This window comes from Neoroseomonas lacus, assembly GCF_014644535.1.
Classification (GTDB): Bacteria; Pseudomonadota; Alphaproteobacteria; order Acetobacterales; family Acetobacteraceae; genus Neoroseomonas; species Neoroseomonas lacus.
Map to the genome: position 1 here is coordinate 17732 of NZ_BMKW01000022.1, position 20636 is coordinate 38367.

Below are 20636 nucleotides of genomic sequence, written 5' to 3' on the forward strand. Positions count from 1 at the left end.
TCAGGGTGCGCGACACGATGGGTTCAGCGCCCCCTCAGCCGCGCAAGCGGTACAGACGAGCGTTCCTTCAGCTGCCCGATGTGATCTCGATCTTCTTCTGCCGGGATGCTGCCTCGGCGCTCTTGGGCATTGTGATGGTCAGCACACCTTTGTTGAATTTTGCTACCACCTTCTCAGCATCAACGCCGCGCGGAAGCTGGAAACTGCGCTTGAAGGCTCCGAAACGGCGCTCGGAGACGCGGTTGTTGTTTGCCTTCTCCTCCCGCTCGTCCGCCTTCTCGCCTTTCACGGTGAGCAGGTCATCCGAGATGCCGATGTCAATGTTGTCAGCACTCAAGCCCGGCAGTTCGGCGACGATACGGAAGTCCTTCTCGTTCTTCAGCGCATCAGCAGCAGGCATTGCCGATCCGAGGGCGGTGTCAAAGCGCCACGGCCATTGAAGAGGAGCCGGCCTGGCCCCGCCGAAGCTTTGCCAGAATGCCTCGAAGTCGCGGTCCATCTCGGCCCGCAGCGCAGCGCGGGGCTGCCAAATGCCTGCAGGCCAACTGCTTTCCGAGGGGGCAACGGCGGCGGGATTTTCCCCCATCTTTGCGGGTGCCTGAGTCTTCACTTCGGGCATCGGTAGAGGTCCTTCCGTGTTTGTCGGGTCCCCGTCTCGCTTGGAAGTGCGGAGTGCATCACCGACAGACCCCGATTGCTTTTTGCTGAAGATCAGAGAAGGCGGCCTTGAGAGAGATCAAGATGCGAGATGTAGGTTCACACATCCCCGTGATTGCCGTCGCCGGGAGAGTTGAGGGGTGCTCGGGCCAGGCGCGCAGGCACGGTGCCGCGGCTTCAAGATAGGGTCATCAGCCACGATCCGGTGTGACGGGCGAGCGCGGCGACCGGACCAACGTCTCGGCCTCTGCCTTGGACATGCCGACGCGCTCAGCGATGACCCGTAGCGCGATGGCCAGGCTCTCCAGCGATGGCTCGGCAGGTTCAATAGGCTCGACTGGAGCAGAGTGTGAAGATCGCCGAGCGTCGGTGGTGATTGCATCGCTCCAATCCTCGTGTTCCTGGGCGCGAGACGTTCAGCGATTGCGGGGCTACGCCGATGCGGGCAACCGCCCAGGCTCCACATGAAGACTCTGTCCATGCACCTGCGCGCCAGCATGGCGGCAACGAGCAACTGCATCACCACGTTTCCGTGGTCGGTCCTGCTGCTTCACGCCCCCCCGGCTCAAGATCCTACCTGTGGATGTGCCATCGCGAATCTGGCAGATAATGGCGGTGACCCTGAGACACCGCACACCAAGGCCCATCGTGGTGCGTTTCCTGGAAAGCGCCCGCGAGGTCTCTCAATCCATTGCAAGCAGTAGGTCGCGCCAAGAGGTCTAGCGGCGGCCGCAATAACCGGGTGCTTACCATGACGGGTGCGGCGGAAACGAATGGTCGTTAGGCGTCCGCTTTCCGAGCCAGCAGTAGATGAGCGGACAGGCAACTTCCGGCCAAATCCGACCGCATCGCTTGGTGGCGTCTCGAACCTGATGTGGCTGGGTAAGCTCACCAGGAAGCGGACATTGGCAGGATCAGGGCGCACCCATTCAGCTGCTCGGTCGCGCTCGTGCGCCTCAGTTGCCGACAGAGTTCAGGAGGCCGGGTCTCGCAGATCCTTCTTCGTCGACCGATACGCTTTCTGCAGCGCAGCCAGGCGACGGCGTTCGACCTCCTGCGCCATCCGGTCCTTCGTCAACCCCAACGCCGCCAGCTCCAGGCTCAACTTCTGGAAATGCGCCCAGCGGTCGGCGTCGAGGAGGCCCGCGTCCAGCGCGCCGCGCACGGCACAGCCGGGTTCGGTATTGTGCCCGCAGTCGCGAAACCGGCAATTCCGGGCCAGCTGTTCTATGTCGTCGAAGACCGTGCTGAGACCTTCATCGGCGTCAACCAGGCCCACTTCGCGGATGCCGGGCGTGTCGAGGAGCAGCCCTCCGCCAGGCAGCAGCACGAGTTGGCGATGGCTGGTAGTGTGACGCCCCCGGGCATCTGCCGCGCGGATGTCCTGGGTTGCCATCCGCTCCTCGCCCAGCAGGGCATTCACCAGCGTGGATTTGCCAACGCCCGATGAGCCGATCAGCACACAGGTCTCGCCCGGCTTGATGTGATCCATCAAGCCGCCCAGGCCGAGACCCTGGCGCACCGAAACGACGAGCACCGGGCAGCCCGCCGCCAGGGTTGCGATTTCCGCGGCCTGGGTCTCAGGCTGTTCGCACAGGTCGGCCTTGGTCAGTACCACCACCGGCCGCGCACCGCTCTGCCAGGCAGCCGCGAGGAAACGCTCAAGCCGACGCGGATTGAGGTCAGCGTTCATCGAGGTGACGACGAAAACGACGTCGATGTTGGCGGCGACAACCTGCAGTGTCTGCACGCTGTCGGCCGCCCTGCGCACGAACGCCGTGCGGCGAGGCAGGACGGCATGGATGGTGGCTGAACCTTCGTCGACGTTCGCAGACAAAGCCACCCAGTCGCCGGCGGCCGGATGGCCCGCCTCCCGAGCCTCGTGACGCATGCGTCCGGAGAGCTTGGCGCTCAGGGTGCCGACATCCGTGGCCACAAGGTTCGCCAGACGCTGCTGGACGATGATGCGCCCAGGGATGTAGCCGGCTCGCGCATGCGGCTCGAACGCCAGCCGCAGCGCATCGGACCAGCCATATTGTTCGATCAAGACCGGCACTTTCATATGGGATGGGCAGTCTAGCACCGACCTTGCGGCAAGCCGCCCATTTGGGCTTTACCCCCGGAAGATGATCGGCCCAGCACGGCGCGAAGTGTGGGGTGATGCACCGACGATAGCGCGCCGCCATGCCTTGCCAGGGGATCAGCGTCGCCCCGATCAACAATAACCCCGTCGGTCGAGGGGGCACAATCACCGGTGACCCCATCCCCGAATAGGCGATAGGCTGCTTTGCGCCGGCGGCAGCCGGAAAGCCGCCATTCCACTTCGGGCACGACCAGCCATGAGGGCGGAACCGCGCCATCGTCCGACGAGGTGGCATAGGTGCTGTGCATCAGACGGCTGGCGCTACGGTTTCCGGAAGGTCTTCCCTTCGTTAGAAGCCAGCAATGGACAACAGCATGGCAACCAAGCCCTACAGCAAGCTGAAGGGCGATTCCTACCGGGCCTATGAGGAATTGCCCGCCGAGGTGCGCCAAGCCCTGCAGGAAGCCTTGGTTGACTGGTGCCCCCTGCGTGCTCGTGAATGGCACATTCACCTGCTGCGCCAACTGCGGTTACGGCCGGCCCAGGCGACGTCCCTCCTCGTCCAGACCATTCGCAGTCACGATCATGCAGAAGTCGCCGCCTTCGCGAGAACATGGCCGAACGGCCCGAACGCCTATCCGCACCTCGCGGCCAGCGCGACGCTCCAACGTTATGTTGGGACGGACGGCATCCCCGCAGCCGTGCCGATTCACGTCGCCCCGAAGGGAAAGCGGTCAAAGGCACCGGGCAAGCGGAAGGCAGGCCGGCGCGTCCGGCGCTGATCGAGGGCCAACTGCGACGCGGCACCCAGCCATCCCGGCGATAGCTGATGGGTCGTGCCCCCTACAGGTCAAGTTCCGGATAACGCCTAAAGATCCCAAGCTCATTAAACGGGATGCGTCGTTCGCTAGCGAGGTAAGCGGCAATACGCGGGCGCGCGGCGACCGCCTCCGCGAGCGCAGCCACCCTCGAGGTCTTTTGCAGAACCCGCCGGGACGCCTTCGGAAATGCGTAGCTCAGCCCGGCGACCAGCTGGAAAAGCGAAAGTTCGGCATAGGTCACGCGGGCGCCGACCAGATGGCCCCTCCCGTTGGCGTTCCGCTCAAGCACCGTCTCAAACCAGCCCAGGAACTTGGGCATCCGTTGGCGGCAGAAATCCTCTGCGCGCCGCTTCGCTTCGGGCATCTGGTCCTCATAATAGAGGCGAGAGGCAATCGGATGGTGGGTGTCATGCGCCTCGGTCACGACGTCGCCGATGGTGAGCTGCAATTGATGGGTCCAGAGCCGACCCGTCTCAGCCTTCGGCGCCAGACCGTGCCGGTCGCCGAGGTAGAGAAGGATCGCGGCGGTCTGGCCGATGACCCGCTTGCCATGCTTCAGGAAAGGCGGCGCGAAGGGAGGCGTAGCAAGGTCCACGTTACCGAACCCGTCGGCGACCTCGGCAACCGACCCATCCTTGGCAACATCGCGGTAGGCGACGCCCGCTTCCTCGAACGCGAGCCGGACAAATTCGCCGCGGCCCTGCAGGCCAGGCCAGTAGAACAGTTCGTAGGCAGCCATGGAGCACCTCCTCGAACAGGACTGTCAGTTGGGACATTCATATTCATTGCGGGAGAACAAGGCGAGGTGTTGTGAGCCAACAGACTGAGCTGGAGAAGGTGAAGGGTCGCATCCGCGCTCTGGCGGCCCGCACTGTGGATCGCGGCTGTTCGGAGGCGGAGGCGCTCGCTGCCGCACAGAAGATCGGCGAACTGCTCGAGGTCTATGGCCTCACCATGACCGAGGTGGAGCTGCGACAGGAGATCTGCATCCAGCGCGAGGTCGTGTTCACCGGGCCTCGCCTCCAGGCACTTTCCGGCATCTTCCTGTCGGTCATCGATCTGGCCGAGACCAAAGGCTGGATGGTCGGGCGCACGACCTTTGTCTTCTATGGGCTCGAACCTGACGTGTTGATGGCGGAATACCTGATGCATATCGTGTCGGGCACGGTCGACCACGAGGAGGCCGCGTATCGCGCCAGCGCCGCATATCAGCGCAGCCGCGCTACGCCACAGAATCGGCTCCGAAGCTTCCGCTATGGTTTTGCCGAACGTGTGTCGAAACGCATCGAGGAGCTCGCGGCCCATCGCCGGGCTTCCGAAGAAGCCGCCAGAACGCCGACCTCGACGGGCACGGCGCTGGTCCTAGTGAAGGAGCAACTGATCGCAGACGGCTTTCGTGAAATCGGGATCCGTCTGCGGACAAGCTACACGAGTCGAACCGTACGGGACGGGGATGCCTATCGGCGGGGCATGGAAGCCGGTGGCCGCGTGAGCCTCGAGAGGCCCCTTCGCGGTGCCGCCGGTACGCCATCCCTGCCTGGCCGACAGCGATGACCAGCGCGCGGGACGAGCGGCTCTACGCGTGGGAGAACCGGGTCATCGCGCCGCTGGACCGCTCCGTGGTGACGTTCAATCACATGCAGGGGATCGTGGACCATGTCTGGACGGCGGAAGGTCTGCGATGGCCGCCACGCGTCCGGCCACGCAAAGCGACCAAAGTGACACTCGCGACCGGCAGCCGCTTGGCGATCGAGGCGCCTGCGAGCCTTCCGACGTGGATACTGCTGCACGAGATCGCGCATGCGATGACCAGCACGGCTGAGGGCTCCGGTGCGGGTCACGGTCCCGACTTTGTTGGGATCTATGTTCGGCTTCTGGTGCGACATTGCCGGCTGGATCAAGAGATGCTGGCCGAAACGCTGGCAGCCGCTGCAATCAAATGGAATCCGGAGGCCACGCCATCGTTCCTGGATCCGAACTGAGTCGTGTCATGCGTCGCGACCGCAATGCGGTCATTCCGAATTCGGCCTTATCTGACTGGAGCGGGGCCGTGCGCTCTGCTTACGCGCACACCGCACACGTCATCAGCCCGCGCTTCTCCCGCGCCGGCTCGACCGCATAGCCGCAGCGCATGCAGTTCGCGCCGTCGTCGGAGGGGTTGAATGGATCGGCGACGCGTCTCGTCGACGAGCCGACCGGCTGTTTGCGAGTCCGCCTTTGGTCGTGGCTCGGCCCAACGACGGGCTTCTCAGTGCGCGCTGCGCCGGCCGTTGCCACCGCTGGCCTCGAGGCACGTTGTATGCGCGGCCTCCCCGGTCCCGGCGTGCGGCGAACGACGGGCTCTTCAGCGGAGGCCGTACAAGTTTGGGCTGTCTCCGCTTCGGAACGCACCGGCACCAGCGCGGACTGTTTACGAGGCCGCCCTCGGCCGTGCCGCGGTGCTGCGACGGGCTCCTCAGCGCAGGCTGCGCCCGCCTCTGCCGCCGCTGGCTCCCAGGCCGGCATGGCGTGGGTGACAGGCGGGGCGACCTCAGGAGCCGCCGGCTCGATCGGCATGGATGCGCGGGCTGTCTGCTTCGTCGGGAAGCCACCGTCCCAGAACGCCGCGCGAACACAGGGTTCCTGTCGTTGCTGCCTGTCTAGGACCGCGCCGCCGGAACGCACATGCACAACGTCGACGGACCTACTTCCGGGCACGCCGGCGCGTCGGAGAACCGTCAGCGTCTCGCGCCGATCAGCCGGACCGTTTTGTCGTCTTTGAATCAGGCGAAGACGTGGTCCTCGTCGCCCATGATTACCAATTTTGCGAGGCGATACGACGCAATCGACGCCGTATGAATTTTGGGGCTCGATCAACAATTCGGATCAAAAGAACATTGCCGGGGCGATCGGTTTGCTGAATTTTGAAACTCTCACCTAGAAAATATTCCTTGAGTTCAATGGCTTAAGCTTGATGATAAAATCAGCCCACCCTCAAGGTTGGAGAGCCTTTCCTCTTCCGCGGACTGAAATTGGCGTTTATTGCGATATCGCACCATCAAGGTCCAGGCGCCGATCCCAGCAAAACCTGCGCCTCAGCGCAGTGCACCGCGCAGGAGAGACAGGTTGTGAGAGAGAAGATTGGAGCAGCGGTGGGAGCCGAGAAACGAACCTCTCTGAACGCATGCTGACCGCACCGCCGCAGCACGACCTCGGCCCATGCGACGCCCGCGCCGCCCCCTCTTGGAGCCATCGGCCGGATTGCCGGTGGCCTGCCCTGCGCGGGGTCGCTTGCCTCCAAGGCCGTCCAGTCACGCCGCTCCGAAATACGCCTCGATGCGGTAGCCATCCGGATCGATCGCGAAGGCCGCATAGTAGGTCGGGCCATAATCCGGCCGCAGCCCGGGCGCACCGTTGTCCTTGCCGCCCTCGGCCAGCGCAGCGCGATGGAACGCGCCGACCGCCGCACGACTCGGCGCGTCGAAGCAGACATGCAGGCCGGACCGCGGGTCGGCCGGCACCGGGTGGTCCGTCTGCCCGATCCACAGCACGACGTCCTTCGCGCCATAGCCCAGCGAGCCCTCGCCCTCGCTCAGGCACCGGTAGCCGAGCGGCGCCAGCGCCGCGTCGTAGAAGCGCTTCGTGCGCGCGATGTCACGGACACCGATGGAAAGGTGATTGATCACCGTTCTGTATCTCCTTGCTCGTGGTGCGGGCACTTTGCGCGGCGCGGCACCGCCAGGCTTGGGGAATATTGCTATGATGCCGCCCATGGAGATCGAGTCCGCCCCGCCGCTGACCTTGCGCCTGCTCGGCCAGGGCCCGGACTGGCGCGTGAGCGACGTCGTCTGCCGCGCGGGCCCATCCGACCGGCGGTTTGAGGAACGGCACGAGGACTACGGCATCGGCCTGGTGGTGGGCGGAACCTTCGGCTACCGCGCCGCATCGGGGCGCGCACTGCTGCACCCCGGCGCCGTGCTGCTCGGCAATGCCGGCACCTGCTACGAATGCGGCCATGAGCATGGGCACGGCGACCGCTGCATCGCCGTGCAGCTGGCACCCGCGCTGTTCGAGGAGATCGCGGCCTTCGCAGCCGGCACGGCGCGCTTCCGCTTCGCCACCCCCATGCTGCCATCCGGCCCCGCCCTCGCCCGCATCCTGGTCGCGCTGGAAGCCGCATCGACCGGCACCGCGGCATCGATGGAGGAGCTCGCGCTGGCCGTCGCCGAGCAGGTCGTCGCTGCCAGCGCCGGCGCGACGCTGCGCTGCGAGCCCTGCCCCGCGGCGGATGAGCGACGCGTTGCCCGCGCCATACGCCTCATCGAAGCGCGCGCGGAGGAGGCTCTCGGCCTCGATGCGCTGGCGGCCGAGGCGGGCATGAGCCGCTACCACTTCCTCCGCCGCTTCCGTCGCGTGACCGGGCGCACGCCCTATCGCTACCTGCTCGATCTTCGTCTGCGCCGCGCCGCGCTCCGTCTGCGCCGCACGCGGGAGAGTGTCGCGACGATTGCCTTCGACATCGGCTTTGGCGATCTATCGACCTTCAACGCTCAGTTCCGTGCGGCCTTCGGCCAGGCACCGCAGGCCTGGCGGCGGTCAGGCGTCATTTCGGCGGCTGTCCCCCGTCGCGTGGTCCGAACGCCTTCCGGGCGGGCCATCGCCGACATGACGCATCCCCGGCATCCTGCTTGAGGCCGGGGAAGCAGGGAGGCGATTGCGCTCCCTGCCCGGCCCGCCTCACATGTTCCGGTCGTTGGGATCGCGAAGAAGATCCGCGGAGATCAGGACGACGCGCCGATTGGTATGGTTGCGCCACCAGTGGGAGGTCGCATGCGTCTCGCTCGCGACATCGCCGGCGCGATGCGTGATCGGGACCGCGCAATTCGAGGCGTACTCCACGATCGCGCCCTCCACGATGTAGATCAGGGCCGGGCGATCGCCGTGGCTGTGCCAGGGCACCGTGCCACCCGGCTGGATGACCAGCCGACGCATGCGGAACTTCCGGTCCTGGATCGCTGCCGGCTCGCGCGACAGCTCGATGGATGCGATGACCGTGTCGGTCACGCCATTCGCGGGATGGGTCGCCGCCGGCCGCGCATCCGCAAGGCGCTGATCGGCAGGGCATTCGCCGGCCTGCGCGCCGGAGACACCCACGAGGCCGGCCGCGAGGATGGCGGCGAAGGCCGCGCCACGGCGAAAGGCGGGGCGATGCTGGGTCGAAGCACTCATGGCAGACATTCCTTCCTTCGGTTGCATGGAGCCCGCCTGTGCGCCGGGCAGTGCGGAGGATCGATGCGCCGCCGTGCTCCATCCAATGCCGATGCGGCCCGAAGCCGATGCCCGGGATGCATGTGCCTTCAGCGCAATAGCGCACGCGCATCAGGACGATGCGTCAAAGGTCGTGACGCTGCGGCACGCGCTGCGAATAACTCGCTGCCCACCTCGTCCGCAGCGCGAAATGGAGGTCATGCCGATGTCCCTCGCCGCGCAACCCATGCCACCCGCGCAGCCTGCGGCCGCCCGGCATCGCGTCGTCATTGTCGGGGGAGGCTTCGCCGGGCTCACGGAGGCGATGATGCTGGCGCGAGAGCCGAACGATCTCGTCGTCATCGATCGCCGCAACCACCATGTCTTTCAGCCGCTGCTCTGCCGGTGGCTACGGCCGCACTCTCTCCGGCCGATATCGCAACGCCGATCCGCGACATCCTTGGCGTCCGCATGAACACCGAGACCATCCGGCTGCACGCGTTCATGCCGCGATGCCCAGCAGCTCCTGCAATTGCCCTTCGGGTTGAGCAAGATCGGCGATGCTGGTGCGGTCCAGCACCGTGAGGAAGGCTGCGCGCGCTTCATGCATCGTCCGCTTCAGGCGACAGGCTGGCAGGATGGCGCAGGAGCCGCCTGCCAGGCACGGGACGACCGCCATGTCCGGTTCCATCTGCCGCACCACGTCGCCGACCGTGATCTCGGTTGCGGGCCGCCCCAGTGCGAGCCCGCCGCCGCGGCCGCGCACGGTGCTCACATGGCCCGACTGCCCCAGCAGATGCGCGACCTTCATCAGATGCGCTTCCGAGATGCCATAGGCGGTCGCCACCTCGGCGATGGTCGCCCTTCCGCCCGGCTTCACCGCCAGATGGATCAGCATGCGGAGGGAGTAGTCAGTCAGGACGGTCAGGCGCATGGTTTAAAGATACATATACAATATTGCTTTTCAAGATCCGCGCGCCCATAAGATGGACGACACATAGATCTTAAGGGGCCCCATGACACCGCTCCGTCTGTTCCTCCTCCCGGGCGACCTCGTCAGCGACGCCCTCCACGTCGCCGATCCCGACAGCCGCACCATGCTCCGCTCCCTCGTGAACATGCTGGTGTGGAACTTCGTGGGCGTCATGGCGGTGCTGCCCTTCATCTGATCCATCGTTGCGGGGCGACGCCAGCGGCGCCCCATAGTCCCGAAGGCAGGCAAGCCGATGAGTGCAGTATCAAACGGGCCCGGTCGCGGCGTGGCTTCCGTCGCCGGGGCGCGGCGCGGGTTCCGCCTCGCGCCGCTGGCCCAAGGGTTTCGGCCCTTCTTTCTCCTCGCGGGAATCTGGGCCTTGCTCGGCGTTGCGCTCTGGGCCTCCGCGCTCGCCGGGATGGCGGTGCCGGACGGGCCACTCCCGCTCGTGCGATGGCACGGCCATGAGATGCTGGTTGGCTTCGTCGGCGCCGCGATGGTCGGCTTCCTGCTGACGGCCGTGCCGAACTGGACCGGGCGGCGCGGCCATGCCGGTGCCCCCTTGGCGATCCTGCTGACGGTCATCCTTGCCGGTCGCCTCGCCTTGCTGCCGGGATCGCCTCTTTCAACCGGCCTGGCGGCCGCGATCGCTCTGCTCGGCTTGCCGATGCTTCTGCTCCTGCTGCTGCCGTCCCTCGTGAAGGCCCGGCAGCCGAGGCTTTTCGGCCCGCCCCTCATCGTGCTTGTGTTCTGGGGTGGCGATCTCCTCATGCTGGGTGGGGCGGCTGGCTGGTGGGCCGCGGATACCTGGCGGCTGGGGCAGCTCCTGTCGGCCAATGCCGCGCTCGCCCTGGTCGGATTGATCGGCGGGCGCATCGTCCCCTCCTTCACCCTGAACGCCCTGCGCAAGACCGGCAGGCCGGCCGAGCCCTCGCCGCTGCCGGGCATCGACCGCGCCGCCGTGTTGTCGCTGCTGGGCGTGCTGCTGATCGACCTCGTCCTGCCGGACAGCGTGGCGGCTGGCGGCGTCGCGGCGCTGGCGGCGATCCTCGTCGGGCTTCGGCTTTCCCGCTGGCACGGGCTGCGGACTCTGGGCGTGCCGATCGTCTGGGTGCTGCACTTGGCCTATGCCTTCGTGCCCCTGTCGCTTGCCACGAAAGCCGCGTTTCTGCTGGCAGGCGCGCCGTGGGCGATGAACTGGCTGCACCTGCAGGGCGCCGGCGCGCTCGCGCTGATGATCGTGGCGGTGATGACCCGCGCGGCGCTGGGTCACACGGGGCGTGACCTGGTCGCCGCCCCGGCCACCGTCGTCGCCTATGTGCTGATCGCGCTGGCCGCGTTGATGCGCTGCTTTGGGCCGCCGCTCACCGGCGGCGCGTTGGCGCCGCTGATGGTCGCTGGGGCGCTCTGGGTTGCGGCCTTCGCGCTGTACCTGATGGTCTATGCGCCAGTGCTGCTCCTCACCCGGCCGGACGGGAAGCCGGGGTGAGGGCCGCGAGCCGGCACGACATCCGACAAGCCCGCCTAGTCCTGCCTCACCCGGCGAAATGACGATCGGACTTCAGGCCGGTTTGTCTGGGACCCTGCATCGCCTCCGTCCGCCTGGCTTGCTCGGCGGCGGGGCAGCATGCCTACTCGGCCTTCTGCGCGTCCTTCAACCGCCGGCGCGCGTCGCGCAGTGCCTCGAACCGTTCCGTCACGTCGCGCATCACGGCCGCCATGCCGTCCATGCGTCCGTCGGGGCCTCGCATCGGCATGATGGTGAACTCGACCGAGATGCGTCGGCCGTCCTGGCGCAGCGCCGGTACGGCGAGCAGGTCGCCTTCCTCGTAATGGGTGTGCCCGCTCTCGATGACGCGCTGGAAACCGCGCCAGTGACGCGCGCGCTGCTGTTCGGGAATGATGATGTCGAGGGACTGCCCCAGCGCTTGCTCGGCGGAGAAGCCGAAGATCCGCACTGCGCCCGGATTCCAGAAGCGGATCAGCCCGTCGCGGTCACAACAGAGGATGGCGTCCCCGGCGGAGGTGAGGATCGTGTCGGCAAGCGTCTGTCGCTGCGCCGCACTCATGGGGGCAACGGTCAACGTGCGGGCTCCTTCAGTCTGGTGCCGCGGCTGACGCTTGTCGCACCGGCCTCGGTCACCGTCAGATCCATCCGCACGTCGTGCGGCTGCGGATGGATGGTGACGAGGCGCGAGCTCTCGAAGCCGACCCCGATGGCAAGCGGCCGCGATGCCATGCTGACGAGCGTGCGGTCGTAATAGCCACCGCCATAACCGAGCCGGTAGCCCTGCGCATCGAACCCCACCAGCGGGATCAGCAGGGTGTCGGGTGTGACCTCGTCGCCCTCGTCGGGGATGGGGATGTTCCACACCCCTGGCATCATGCGGGTGCCGGGCGACCAGCTGCGGAAAATCAGCGGCCGCCCTTTCGCGACGACAACCGGCAGCGCCAGCCTGGTTCCTTCGTGGTGAAGGGCGCGCGCAAGAGGACGCGGGTCGTACTCACCCTTGAACGGCCAGTAGAATCCGACATGCCGCTGCGCGAGGTCCGGCACCGTCGCGCGCAGATGAACGGTGATCGCATCGTCACGTTCCAGCCGTTCCGCCACGGGTACGGCGACCCGGCGTGCGATCAGCGCGGCGCGCTCTGCCCTGCGCCAGGCCCGCACCTGCTCCCAGGACAGAAGCCCCAGCCATGCCGGGTCCAGTTCATGCATGAAGCAGGGCGGCGAGGCGCAGAGGATCTCCGCATTGGGGTCTTCTTCGGGTGAGGCGATGCCGGGACGCTGCGTCATTTTGCCGTCCGTCAGCCTGTCTCTGCCATGGCGGGCGCCGTGGTGGCGCCACGGCGCGGTCCGCCGTGGCCGCCGCGACGACGCATGACAATCTCGCCGATGATCGACAGGGCGATCTCCTCCGGCGTGTGTGCCCAGATATCGAGCCCGGCCGGGGCACGCAGGCGCGCGAGTTCGTCCCCGCTGAAGCCTTCGACGCGAAGGAAGTCGCGCATCAGCCCGGCGCGCTTGCGGCTGGCGATGATGGCGACACAGCCGGCCGGCGATCGCAGCGCGCGCACCGCGGAGAGATGATCCCCCTTGTGCTGCGTCGCAATCACCACGGCATCACCGTGCTGCGGCTGCAACCGCGCGAACTGGTAGTCGTCGCCGATGAGTCCTGCCGCGCCCGGATAACGCGCCGCATCGGGCGCGGGCGTGTCGCTGACAATGACGCGAAAGCCCAGTTCCACCCCGAACCGGCTGAGACTTTCCACCACCCGGCCATGCCCGACGAGCCACAAACCAGGCGGTGGCAGGAAGGCCTCGACGAAGACGCGCATCGTGCCGCCGCAGGGCATGCCAACGCCGAGCACCTCGTCATCCAGATCAAGCCCGATCAGGCGCGGCGTCCCGTCCGCCAGGCAATCCAGCGCGGCCTGGCGGACCGTGCTTTCGGCGCAGCCACCGCCGACCCATCCGGCCAGAACGGTCCCCGCCGCATTGATCAGCGCCTTGTCGCCCGCATGGGCGGAGGTGGAGCCCATCGTCTCCACCACTGTCGCGAGGACGTGCGGTTCTCCGCGCCCGGCCAGGGCCGCCATGCGTTCAACCAATGCGCTTCCGTCCGGCATTCTCGGCCGTGTCCCTCCTGCACGTCGGCCGCGGGTCGGCAGCCGGTACGGGAGGATACTGATCCCAATAGATATACACGACCAACGAGATTTATTGGCCTTTCAATGCCGATTTCTTGCTTCGTACGGTGCGTCTACGCGGGGCTGGGTCGGCGGATGCCGTGCCCGGCAGGCTCCGTGCCAACTGGCGCAAGCCATTGAGCGCGGCCTCGATCAATCCCGGCTCGCCACTGCTTTCGCTGAAGACGGCATAACCGGGGTAGAGAAATTCCGGCGTATCGGGCACGAGTTCGAGACGCCCGCTCTCCAGATGCGGCCGCGCCGCGCCCAGACGGAAATATCCGGCCCCGCCGGCTTCAAGAATATAGCCAAGGCCGAGCGGACCAAGGTCCACGACCAGGCCAGGATCGCCGTACGCCGCGCCGGCCGTCGCGTAGTGAAGGGCGAGGTCGGGGCTCCAATCCACCTGGACGTATTCCTGCGCCCCTGGCGCGGCGCCGACCGGGGTCAGGCTGGCACCCGCCTTGTTGCGGATAAACAGGCGTCGCCGGAGCTGGTCTTCCAGCGTGCGGATGCGGGCACTGACCGTCGTCTGACTGACATGCAGGCGATCCGCCGCGCGCACGAAGCTGCCGCCTGAGACGATGGCGAGGAAGGTGCGGACCAGTTCAGTATCCATCGGCGCCTCGAGATGCAGATTTTCCGCATTCATTGGTCATTAAAACTCAATTGTCGGCATGAATTCGCGAGAGCAAGCTGAATCTCACCCGTCAAGGCCACGGTCGGCGGGTGCGGGCGCCGTTCCGCCCATTTGCCTGCCGCACCGCTCCGGACGAGCCCACCCATTCCGGGAAGGGCAGGAGTAAGGACCATGACCGAACCGACAGCTCGCGACCTGATGACCCGAACGGTGGTGACGATACCGCCCGACATCCCCGTGATGACGATCGTTCAACTCCTGGCCGCCGGCTGAATCTCAGCCGTCCCGGTAACGCAGGCCGACGGCACGCTGCTCGGCGTGGTGAGCCTGGTAGACCTCACGATCCGATTATCGGCGCCCGGATCAGAGCATCCGTCCTGGACGCGATGGCTGTTCGCCGATCCGGCCAAGTCGGCCGATCGCTACGCCCACGTCCACGGCTTCGTTGCGGAGGAGGTGATGACGACCGACATCGACACCATCCCGCCGGACGCACCGGCCTCGGTCATCGCCACGACGCTGGAGCGGAAGGGTATTCACCGCGTCCCGGTGATTGAGGACGGCCGCCTGCATGGCGTGGTCACCCGCCCGGATCTCCTGCCCGCCGTCATCAGTCAGGAGATCGAACCGGCCGACCTGCCCGACACGCGCATTCGTTCCGCCATTCTCGCGGCCATGCGGCGCGAGGACTGGGCCGATCCCTTCTACACCCATGTCGAGGTCCATGACGGGATCGACGAATTCTTCGGATTCACGCCAGGCCCTGCGGTGCAGCGTGCGCTGCGCGTGCTTGCCGAACAGGTGCCGGGCGTGAAAGGCGTCGCGACCGTACAGAGGTCATGCTGATGTCAGACTAGGTGATGCTTTGATGGCGACGGCCGCGACGACCACAGGGCGGGCGGCGTCCGGATCGGGGACGCGCAGCGTGGGCGCGACGGAACGCCCCACGGTCCGGCTAAAGCGCATCTACGATGCGGCCGCGCCGGATGATGGCGCGCGCGTGCTGGCGGGCCGCCTCTGGCCGCGCGGCGTCAGCAAGGCACGCGCGGCGCTGGACCTTTGGTGCCGTGGCGTCGCACCCAGCACGGCATTGCGTCAATGGTTCAACTACGATCCTGCGCGCTAGGACGAATTCCGCAGACGATACCGCGCCGAGTTGCGCGGGCAGGACCAAGCCACCGCGCCGGTCCGCGACTTGATCGGCCAAGGACCCGTAACGCTGATCTTCGCCGCGCGCGTCGAACAGCACAACGAAGCAGTCGTGCTTCGGGAGTTTCTGCTCGACACGGATCCGAATCCGGGTCGTTGCTGAAATGGGGTGGAACCGCGATCGCAGGGACTGATCCCTGCGGCGCGTCGAGACTTCCCCAGCCGCGTCCGCGGGGTGGCCGTTCCATCCTGCTGCGTGGTGCTGACGCCAAGCCCCCCTGCCCGAGCTATGCGAGCCGGGCGCGCGGCATCCAGCGCGGCGCCAAAGTGACCGCGCCCAGCGTCACCGCCTCATGCACATGGTCCGTGACCGCATGATCGCCGGCATCGTGGGTAGCGGGCAGACACGGATCGTCAGTGGCGTGAACACGGTCGGCGTCGTGCATCGATACCGCGGCGAAGGGCCGCGCGAAGGTGCAGACCAGCAGGGCCACGAGCAGCAGCCTGCCGATGTGTCGAAACTCCCTCATGCCGCGCGGCTGCCCCAATGCCATGCCTGCAACGCCGATCCAGATGGCCGGTATCCCCGCCAGGGGGATAGGAAAGCCGCATGAGCGATCCTCATATCCACGGCTCCCACCCGGAGATCGCCAAACGCCTGAAGCGGGCCGAGGGTCATCTGCACAGCGTGGTCGAGATGATCGAGGCGGGTCGGCCATACCTGGACATCGCGCAGCAGCTTCACGCAGTGGAAGCGGCCACCGCGAAGGCCAAGCGCACCCTCATCCATGACCCTCTCAACGATTGTCTGGACCATGTGGTCGGCGCGATCCCGCGCGCCGATCGAGGGCCAATCGATGAGTTCAAGGCGATCACGAAATATATGTGAGCTTGGTTTCCAACATCAATCCAACCGCGCTGTTCGCAGCCGAAGCGCATTCCCGACCACGCTTACCGACGACAGCGCCATCGCCGCCGCCGCAATGATGGGCGACAGAAGAATGCCGAACATCGGGTACAGCACCCCCGCGGCGATCGGCACACCGGCCGCATTGTAGACGAAGGCGAAGAACAGGTTCTGCCGGATATTGCCCATTACGGCCTGCGACAGTCGCCGCGCCCGCACGATGCCCATCAGGTCACCGCCGAGCAGCGTGATACCCGCGCTCTCGATCGCCACGGCCGTGCCGGTGCCCATGGCGATACCGACCTCGGCCGCTGCCAGCGCCGGCGCGTCGTTCACGCCATCACCCGCCATCGCCACGCGACGCCCTTCGGCCTTCAGCTTTTCGATGATGCGCTGCTTGTCCTCGGGCAGGATCTCCGCCTCGATCTCGGTGATGCCGAGGCGCCGCGCCACGGCCTCGGCTGTCGTGCGATTGTCACCGGTCAACATCACCACCCGCACGCCCTCCTTGGCGAGGCCCGCGAGCGCCGCCGGTGTCGTCGCCTTCACCGGGTCCGCCACGGCGACAATCCCGAAGGCGCGGCCATTCACCGCCACGAAGAAGACCGTCGCGCCGTCACCGCGCAGACGCTCGGCCTCCGCCGACAGCGCGACGACATTCACCTTGGCCTCGTCCATGAGCCGGGCATTGCCTACCGCGACATGACGTCCCTCGACCGCGCCAGTCACACCACGTCCAACGGGCGCGTCGAAGCTCTCGACGGGCGGCACGGCGATCCCGCGCTTCTCCGCCGCCCGCACCACGGCTTCGGCGAGGGGATGCTGGCTTGGTCGTTCCAGCCCCGCAGCCAGGCGCAACACCTCCTCCTCGTCGACATCCGTCGCCGGGATCACCGCCACAACGTCCGGCCGCCCCTGGGTAAGCGTGCCGGTCTTGTCCACGACGAGCGTGTCGATCCGCTCCATGCGTTCCAGCGCCTCGGCGTTCTTGATGAGGACGCCGGCCTGCGCGCCCCGGCCCACACCCACCATAATGGACATCGGTGTCGCCAGCCCCAGCGCACACGGGCAGGCGATGATCAGCACCGTCACGGCGGCGACCAGCGCGAATGCGAGGCGCGGTTCCGGTCCCCAAGTCGCCCAGACTGCGAAGGCGAGCAGCGCGATGGCCACCACCGCGGGCACGAACCAGCCGCTGACCTGATCCGCCAGGCGCTGGATCGGCGCGCGGGAACGCTGGGCGCCCGCAACCATGCGAACGATCTGCGCCAGCACCGTATCCTGGCCAATGCGATCGGCACGCATGACGAAGCTGCCCTGGCCGTTCAGCGTCCCGCCCACGACCTGATCACCCACTGTCTTGGTGACCGGCACCGACTCACCGGTTACCAGGCTCTCATCGACGTTGGAGGCGCCCTCCAACACCGCGCCATCGAGGGGCACCTTGTCGCCTGGGCGGACGCGTAGCCGATCGCCGACCACGATTACCGCCAGCGGGACTTCCTCATCCGACCCATCGTCGCGCAACCGACGCGCCTGGGCCGGGGCCAGATCGAGCAGGGCGCGGATGGCGCCGCCCGTCTGCTCGCGCGCCCGCAGTTCCAGCACCTGCCCGAGCAGCACCAACACCACGATCACGGCTGCCGCCTCGAAGTACACCGCCACCGAGCCATCAGCCGCGCGGAAGGCGCCGGGAAAGATACCGGGAGCGAGGGTGGCGACGATACTGAACACCCAGGCGACGCCAGTTCCGAGTGCAATCAGCGTGAACATGTTGAGGCTGCGGTTCACCAGGCTCTGCCAGCCGCGGACGAAGAACGGCCAGCCCGCCCAGATCACCACAGGCGTCGCCAGCGCCAGTTGGATCCAGTTGCCGACGCGCGGCCCGCCGACGAGGTGCATCATTCCCGTCAGGTGGCCGCCCATTTCCAGCAGGATTACCGGGACAGTCAGCACAAGGCCGATCCAGAAGCGACGAGTGAAGTCCGCCAGTTCCGGGTTGGGTCCCGTCTCGGCCGAGGGGGTTTCGGGTTCGAGTGCCATGCCGCAGATCGGGCAACTGCCCGGGCCCGGCTGCCGGATCTGCGGGTGCATCGGACATGTGTAGATGGTGCCCGGCGCCGCGGCCTCAGCGCGCAGCGGCGCACGCGCCTGCAGATACTTTCCCGGTTCGGCGACGAACTTGGTTCGGCAACCGGCTGAGCAGAAGTGGTAGGCATGCCCACCATAATCGGCGTGGTGCGCGGTCTTTGCCGGGTCCACCGTCATGCCGCAGACTGGATCCTTCACGGTGCCCGATGCCGCCGCAGTCCCTTCAAGGTGAGGATCATGCTTGCCGTGGGCTGTGTGGGAGCCGTGATGTTCCATGACCGTTCAACTCCTCAGCGCGCGAATGGTCGCGCGGGCGGCCGCACTGCCAGCATCGCCAGAGGCGGCAACAATAGCCATTGGAGGAAAGGGGCGAGCCCGGTTCCCCACGGCGGAAGGCGCGGCATGGCGGCCGTATACGTCCAGGACTGGCGCAGATCGACATTCATCCATTCGCTGAACACCGTGTATCCGAGGCCCATCACGGTCGCGACCATGGTGACGCGCCTCCATCCCTGGATTGGCCAATACCAGGATCGTGTCAGCAGTATCGCGACTGCCAGCGCAGCAGCAGCGATCGTCGCGTCCCCGCCAGTGCAATGAAGGACTGCGAAGGCGATCTCGCCCGGCGTTCCCTCCACCCACAGCGTGTAGAGGGGGAGCTGCGCGATCTCCCAGGTCAGGCTCATGGCCAGCATGGCCGAGAGGTAGCGTGCCGCCGGAGCAGCCAAGCCAGCCCACCCTCGCGGAACAAGGTGAATCACTTGGCGCCGGTGCCGCGATCTGAACCAGCGCGTTGCCCGCCTCCGCCGTGGCCATGTCCGTGGTGCATGAACAGGTGCATCAGCGGGCAGGCGAGGAGGAGGAGGTAGGGAAGCGCGCCGAACGCGTGCTCCCAATGCTCTCGCAGGACGTAGAAAGCCGCGACCAGCGCGAAGCCGATCACAGTGACCCCCGTGCGTGTGCGCCACCAAACTGGCCGATCACCTGGCATGAGATGCCTGGCGGGTGAGCCGAGGGTGGTCTCGTCGACCATGTCAGCGCGGCCGTGCCAGGAAGGCGCGCAACGTGGTGATCTCGCCCTCCTGCGCGCGAATCACGGCCTCGGCCAGGCTGCGCATCTCCGGATCCCGACCATGCGCCAGCTGGACCCGCGCCATCGCGATCGCGCCCTCATGGTGCGGGATCATGGAGGCGGCGAAGTCGCGGTCCGCATCGCCGGTGTAGGTGATGGCCATGTCGCGGTGCATCTTCTCGTTCGCGGCCATGAAAGCGGCGGTCGAGGCGGATTGCGCCGCAGTTCCAGGAGCCGCGGCGTCGGGGTGATGCGGGTCGGCCGCCGCCGGCGCCTGCGCAGCACCACTCCCCGGCGCCTGCGCGCCAGGCATCATCCGCTGCTGCATCTGCTGCATCTGCTGCATGTGCTGCTGCATGCCGGGCATCTGGCCCATCATGCCGGGCTGTCCGGGCTGTGCCGGCTGCAGTTGCGGCGCAGTGCCCTGCGCGATGGCCAAGCCTGTCGCGGAGACGGTGGCGAGGCCGGCAATAAGGGCAAGCTTTGGTGCAAGGCAGGTCATGTGCCGGAGTCCTTTGATTCAAGTTCCCCAACTCTGATCCACCGGCATGTCACCAGCGTCTCGCCGTCATGACAAAACATGTCAGCGCGGGATCAGGCGGGGATCCGCTCAGCCTGCCAACCAGCATCGCGCAGCGCCTGCTCCAAGCGCGCCGCGTCCACGGCCGACATCACAGCCGCCGCCCGCGCATCCAGCGCGATGTCGATCCGCGCCAGAGGGTCCGCCTGTTGCAGCGCCGCCGTGACGCCCTTTGCGCAGCCGCCGCAGTTCATGTTCGCAATCCGAAAGCGATGCATCACGCCCTCCTGATGGGTTCTTGTCTGACCGAGGACGTGGTGTTTGCCCCTATGGGAGGGTCAAGGGCCACATGCGGCCCCATTTCGGCTTCGGGGTCGCATCACACCGGTGTGCCGCCGCGGAAGCGCATGAACACCGAGCGATCGCCACGCGCATCGAAGGCCAGAACGTCATAGCTGTCCGGCACTTGGCCAGGGACTTCCATGCCCAGTGAGCCCCCCGGCATGCCTGGCACCGCGAGCCCGCTGATTCCGGCGGGGCGCTCGGCCAGCAGACGTGTCACCGCCGCCGCCGGGACATGACCCTCAAGCGCATAGCCCCGTACGAGCCCCATATGACAGGATAGCAGATCGGACGGCGTACCGAGCATGCGTCGCGCCGTAGCCACCGAGCGCACGACATTTTCCTCGATGGGAAGCCCCGTTGCGCGCATGTGGTCCACCCACGCGGCGCAGCATCCGCAGTGCTCATCCCGCCAGACCTGGAGGCGTGGCAGCACCTCTGCCCGAGCCAGCCTGGGCAAGGCCA

General features: G+C 66.8%; 26 protein-coding genes and 1 pseudogene. 10 read left to right on the top strand and 17 right to left on the bottom strand.

Annotated elements, in window-relative coordinates; genetic code table 11:
- Positions 1 to 67: 67 nt before the first annotated feature.
- Together IEY36_RS28200 and rsgA are read right to left on the bottom strand one after the other, a co-directional pair.
- Positions 68 to 619 (bottom strand): Hsp20/alpha crystallin family protein, encoded by a 552-nt coding sequence (locus tag IEY36_RS28200; RefSeq protein WP_188973290.1) that lies wholly within the window; start codon positions 617 to 619, stop codon positions 68 to 70.
- 1011 nt (positions 620 to 1630) lie between these two features.
- Positions 1631 to 2704 (bottom strand): ribosome small subunit-dependent GTPase A, encoded by a 1074-nt coding sequence (gene rsgA / locus IEY36_RS28205; RefSeq protein WP_188973292.1) that lies wholly within the window; start codon positions 2702 to 2704, stop codon positions 1631 to 1633.
- A gap of 398 nt (positions 2705 to 3102) precedes the next feature.
- Between rsgA and IEY36_RS28210 the strand changes: the two genes are divergently transcribed.
- Positions 3103 to 3522: a DUF6525 family protein gene (locus IEY36_RS28210; RefSeq protein ID WP_188973294.1), complete on the top strand. Its 420-nt coding sequence runs from the start codon at positions 3103 to 3105 to the stop codon at positions 3520 to 3522.
- Between the two features lie 61 nt (positions 3523 to 3583).
- Here the strand turns inward: IEY36_RS28210 and IEY36_RS28215 are convergent, their stop codons facing one another.
- Positions 3584 to 4300 (bottom strand): glutathione S-transferase, encoded by a 717-nt coding sequence (locus tag IEY36_RS28215; protein ID WP_188973296.1) that lies wholly within the window; start codon positions 4298 to 4300, stop codon positions 3584 to 3586.
- 71 nt (positions 4301 to 4371) lie between these two features.
- Here IEY36_RS28215 and IEY36_RS28220 point away from each other — a divergent pair, with 71 nt between their 5' ends.
- Together IEY36_RS28220 and IEY36_RS28225 are read left to right on the top strand one after the other, a co-directional pair.
- Positions 4372 to 5115 (top strand): DUF2786 domain-containing protein, encoded by a 744-nt coding sequence (locus IEY36_RS28220; protein ID WP_188973298.1) that lies wholly within the window; start codon positions 4372 to 4374, stop codon positions 5113 to 5115.
- The gene (locus IEY36_RS28225; RefSeq protein ID WP_188973300.1) at positions 5112 to 5543 is read left to right on the top strand and encodes a hypothetical protein; all 432 of its coding nucleotides are present in this window, start codon (positions 5112 to 5114) and stop codon (positions 5541 to 5543) included. The genes IEY36_RS28220 and IEY36_RS28225 overlap by 4 nt, the downstream gene beginning before the upstream one ends.
- A 1308-nt stretch (positions 5544 to 6851) precedes the next feature.
- Here the strand turns inward: IEY36_RS28225 and IEY36_RS28230 are convergent.
- Positions 6852 to 7226 carry a VOC family protein gene (locus IEY36_RS28230; protein ID WP_188973302.1) on the bottom strand — a complete coding sequence of 125 codons (375 nt, stop codon included), beginning with the start codon at positions 7224 to 7226 and terminating at the stop codon, positions 6852 to 6854.
- A gap of 85 nt (positions 7227 to 7311) precedes the next feature.
- On the opposite strand from IEY36_RS28230, the gene IEY36_RS28235 reads away from it, so the two are divergent.
- On the top strand, positions 7312 to 8232 hold the full coding sequence (locus IEY36_RS28235) for an AraC family transcriptional regulator (protein WP_188973304.1): 921 nt from the start codon (positions 7312 to 7314) through the stop codon (positions 8230 to 8232).
- 45 nt (positions 8233 to 8277) lie between these two features.
- Here IEY36_RS28235 and IEY36_RS28240 read toward each other — a convergent pair whose 3' ends face one another.
- On the bottom strand, positions 8278 to 8769 hold the full coding sequence (locus tag IEY36_RS28240) for a cupin domain-containing protein (protein WP_188973306.1): 492 nt from the start codon (positions 8767 to 8769) through the stop codon (positions 8278 to 8280).
- Here IEY36_RS28240 and IEY36_RS30885 point away from each other — a divergent pair.
- Positions 8768 to 9262: an FAD-dependent oxidoreductase gene (locus IEY36_RS30885; RefSeq protein WP_229681648.1), complete on the top strand. Its 495-nt coding sequence runs from the start codon at positions 8768 to 8770 to the stop codon at positions 9260 to 9262. The two genes, IEY36_RS28240 and IEY36_RS30885, sit on opposite strands and share 2 nt — an antisense overlap.
- 27 nt (positions 9263 to 9289) lie before the next feature.
- Here the strand turns inward: IEY36_RS30885 and IEY36_RS28250 are convergent, their stop codons facing one another.
- Entirely contained in the window at positions 9290 to 9721 is a 432-nt protein-coding gene (locus tag IEY36_RS28250) for an Rrf2 family transcriptional regulator (RefSeq protein ID WP_188973308.1), read from the bottom strand.
- Positions 9722 to 9803: 82 nt separating this feature from the next.
- On the opposite strand from IEY36_RS28250, the gene IEY36_RS28255 reads away from it, so the two are divergent.
- Both IEY36_RS28255 and IEY36_RS28260 read left to right on the top strand, forming a co-directional pair.
- Positions 9804 to 9956 (top strand): hypothetical protein, encoded by a 153-nt coding sequence (locus IEY36_RS28255; protein ID WP_188973310.1) that lies wholly within the window; start codon positions 9804 to 9806, stop codon positions 9954 to 9956.
- Between the two features lie 57 nt (positions 9957 to 10013).
- A complete protein-coding gene (locus IEY36_RS28260; RefSeq protein WP_188973312.1) occupies positions 10014 to 11249 on the top strand; it encodes an NnrS family protein in 1236 nt (411 codons plus the stop codon).
- Between the two features lie 142 nt (positions 11250 to 11391).
- Here IEY36_RS28260 and IEY36_RS28265 read toward each other — a convergent pair whose 3' ends face one another.
- The 4 genes from IEY36_RS28265 to IEY36_RS28280 all read right to left on the bottom strand — a co-directional run bounded on the left by IEY36_RS28265 (position 11392) and on the right by IEY36_RS28280 (position 14102).
- Complete coding sequence (locus IEY36_RS28265) at positions 11392 to 11844, bottom strand: PAS domain-containing protein (protein WP_229681649.1); 453 nt, start codon at positions 11842 to 11844, stop codon at positions 11392 to 11394.
- Entirely contained in the window at positions 11841 to 12557 is a 717-nt protein-coding gene (locus IEY36_RS28270) for a 5-formyltetrahydrofolate cyclo-ligase (protein ID WP_188973314.1), read from the bottom strand. The genes IEY36_RS28265 and IEY36_RS28270 overlap by 4 nt, the downstream gene beginning before the upstream one ends.
- An 11-nt stretch (positions 12558 to 12568) precedes the next feature.
- Positions 12569 to 13390, bottom strand: coding sequence for an XdhC family protein (locus tag IEY36_RS28275; protein WP_188973316.1), 822 nt, complete (start codon positions 13388 to 13390; stop codon positions 12569 to 12571).
- Positions 13391 to 13481: 91 nt separating this feature from the next.
- Positions 13482 to 14102: a helix-turn-helix domain-containing protein gene (locus tag IEY36_RS28280; RefSeq protein WP_229681650.1), complete on the bottom strand. Its 621-nt coding sequence runs from the start codon at positions 14100 to 14102 to the stop codon at positions 13482 to 13484.
- 447 nt (positions 14103 to 14549) lie between these two features.
- On the opposite strand from IEY36_RS28280, the gene IEY36_RS28285 reads away from it, so the two are divergent.
- Both IEY36_RS28285 and IEY36_RS28290 read left to right on the top strand, forming a co-directional pair.
- Positions 14550 to 14936 (top strand): CBS domain-containing protein, encoded by a 387-nt coding sequence (locus tag IEY36_RS28285; RefSeq protein ID WP_188973318.1) that lies wholly within the window; start codon positions 14550 to 14552, stop codon positions 14934 to 14936.
- A 22-nt stretch (positions 14937 to 14958) separates the two neighbouring features.
- Positions 14959 to 15402, top strand: a pseudogene (locus IEY36_RS28290) (DUF488 domain-containing protein).
- Positions 15403 to 15526: 124 nt separating this feature from the next.
- On the opposite strand, the gene IEY36_RS28295 reads toward IEY36_RS28290, so the two are convergent.
- Positions 15527 to 15793 (bottom strand): hypothetical protein, encoded by a 267-nt coding sequence (locus tag IEY36_RS28295; RefSeq protein ID WP_188973319.1) that lies wholly within the window; start codon positions 15791 to 15793, stop codon positions 15527 to 15529.
- A gap of 56 nt (positions 15794 to 15849) precedes the next feature.
- Here IEY36_RS28295 and IEY36_RS28300 point away from each other — a divergent pair, with 56 nt between their 5' ends.
- Positions 15850 to 16128, top strand: a complete 279-nt coding sequence (locus IEY36_RS28300) for a metal-sensing transcriptional repressor (protein ID WP_188973321.1) — start codon at positions 15850 to 15852, stop codon at positions 16126 to 16128.
- Between the two features lie 15 nt (positions 16129 to 16143).
- Here IEY36_RS28300 and IEY36_RS28305 read toward each other — a convergent pair whose 3' ends face one another.
- The 6 genes from IEY36_RS28305 to IEY36_RS28330 form a co-directional block, all read right to left on the bottom strand.
- Entirely contained in the window at positions 16144 to 18513 is a 2370-nt protein-coding gene (locus IEY36_RS28305; RefSeq protein WP_188973323.1) for a heavy metal translocating P-type ATPase, read from the bottom strand.
- 14 nt (positions 18514 to 18527) lie between these two features.
- A complete protein-coding gene (locus IEY36_RS28310; RefSeq protein WP_188973325.1) occupies positions 18528 to 18932 on the bottom strand; it encodes a hypothetical protein in 405 nt (134 codons plus the stop codon).
- 62 nt (positions 18933 to 18994) lie between these two features.
- Entirely contained in the window at positions 18995 to 19270 is a 276-nt protein-coding gene (locus IEY36_RS28315) for a DUF2933 domain-containing protein (RefSeq protein ID WP_229681652.1), read from the bottom strand.
- A gap of 1 nt (position 19271) precedes the next feature.
- Positions 19272 to 19811, bottom strand: a complete 540-nt coding sequence (gene copM / locus IEY36_RS28320; RefSeq protein WP_229681653.1) for a CopM family metallochaperone — start codon at positions 19809 to 19811, stop codon at positions 19272 to 19274.
- Between the two features lie 92 nt (positions 19812 to 19903).
- Entirely contained in the window at positions 19904 to 20107 is a 204-nt protein-coding gene (locus tag IEY36_RS28325; protein WP_188973327.1) for a heavy-metal-associated domain-containing protein, read from the bottom strand.
- A gap of 101 nt (positions 20108 to 20208) precedes the next feature.
- A complete protein-coding gene (locus IEY36_RS28330; protein WP_229681654.1) occupies positions 20209 to 20505 on the bottom strand; it encodes a DUF411 domain-containing protein in 297 nt (98 codons plus the stop codon).
- Positions 20506 to 20636: the final 131 nt, after the last annotated feature.

Bases quoted from the DNA above. Each gene is read 5' to 3' on its own strand.
- IEY36_RS28270 (WP_188973314.1), bottom strand. From the start codon at position 12,557: ATGACGCAGCGTCCCGGCATCGCCTCACCCGAAGAAGACCCCAATGCG.
- IEY36_RS28210 (WP_188973294.1), top strand. From the start codon at position 3,103: ATGGACAACAGCATGGCAACCAAGCCCTACAGCAAGCTGAAGGGCGAT.
- IEY36_RS28240 (WP_188973306.1), bottom strand. From the start codon at position 8,769: ATGAGTGCTTCGACCCAGCATCGCCCCGCCTTTCGCCGTGGCGCGGCC.
- IEY36_RS28315 (WP_229681652.1), bottom strand. From the start codon at position 19,270: ATGGTCGACGAGACCACCCTCGGCTCACCCGCCAGGCATCTCATGCCA.
- IEY36_RS28255 (WP_188973310.1), top strand. From the start codon at position 9,804: ATGACACCGCTCCGTCTGTTCCTCCTCCCGGGCGACCTCGTCAGCGAC.
- IEY36_RS28280 (WP_229681650.1), bottom strand. From the start codon at position 14,102: ATGAATGCGGAAAATCTGCATCTCGAGGCGCCGATGGATACTGAACTG.
- IEY36_RS28250 (WP_188973308.1), bottom strand. From the start codon at position 9,721: ATGCGCCTGACCGTCCTGACTGACTACTCCCTCCGCATGCTGATCCAT.
- IEY36_RS28275 (WP_188973316.1), bottom strand. From the start codon at position 13,390: ATGCCGGACGGAAGCGCATTGGTTGAACGCATGGCGGCCCTGGCCGGG.
- IEY36_RS28225 (WP_188973300.1), top strand. From the start codon at position 5,112: ATGACCAGCGCGCGGGACGAGCGGCTCTACGCGTGGGAGAACCGGGTC.
- IEY36_RS28305 (WP_188973323.1), bottom strand. From the start codon at position 18,513: ATGGAACATCACGGCTCCCACACAGCCCACGGCAAGCATGATCCTCAC.
- IEY36_RS28295 (WP_188973319.1), bottom strand. From the start codon at position 15,793: ATGGCATTGGGGCAGCCGCGCGGCATGAGGGAGTTTCGACACATCGGC.
- IEY36_RS30885 (WP_229681648.1), top strand. From the start codon at position 8,768: ATGGCAGACATTCCTTCCTTCGGTTGCATGGAGCCCGCCTGTGCGCCG.
- IEY36_RS28300 (WP_188973321.1), top strand. From the start codon at position 15,850: ATGAGCGATCCTCATATCCACGGCTCCCACCCGGAGATCGCCAAACGC.
- IEY36_RS28215 (WP_188973296.1), bottom strand. From the start codon at position 4,300: ATGGCTGCCTACGAACTGTTCTACTGGCCTGGCCTGCAGGGCCGCGGC.
- IEY36_RS28325 (WP_188973327.1), bottom strand. From the start codon at position 20,107: ATGCATCGCTTTCGGATTGCGAACATGAACTGCGGCGGCTGCGCAAAG.
- IEY36_RS28310 (WP_188973325.1), bottom strand. From the start codon at position 18,932: ATGCTGGCCATGAGCCTGACCTGGGAGATCGCGCAGCTCCCCCTCTAC.
- IEY36_RS28235 (WP_188973304.1), top strand. From the start codon at position 7,312: ATGGAGATCGAGTCCGCCCCGCCGCTGACCTTGCGCCTGCTCGGCCAG.
- IEY36_RS28285 (WP_188973318.1), top strand. From the start codon at position 14,550: ATGACGACCGACATCGACACCATCCCGCCGGACGCACCGGCCTCGGTC.
- IEY36_RS28260 (WP_188973312.1), top strand. From the start codon at position 10,014: ATGAGTGCAGTATCAAACGGGCCCGGTCGCGGCGTGGCTTCCGTCGCC.
- copM (WP_229681653.1), bottom strand. From the start codon at position 19,811: ATGACCTGCCTTGCACCAAAGCTTGCCCTTATTGCCGGCCTCGCCACC.
- IEY36_RS28200 (WP_188973290.1), bottom strand. From the start codon at position 619: ATGCCCGAAGTGAAGACTCAGGCACCCGCAAAGATGGGGGAAAATCCC.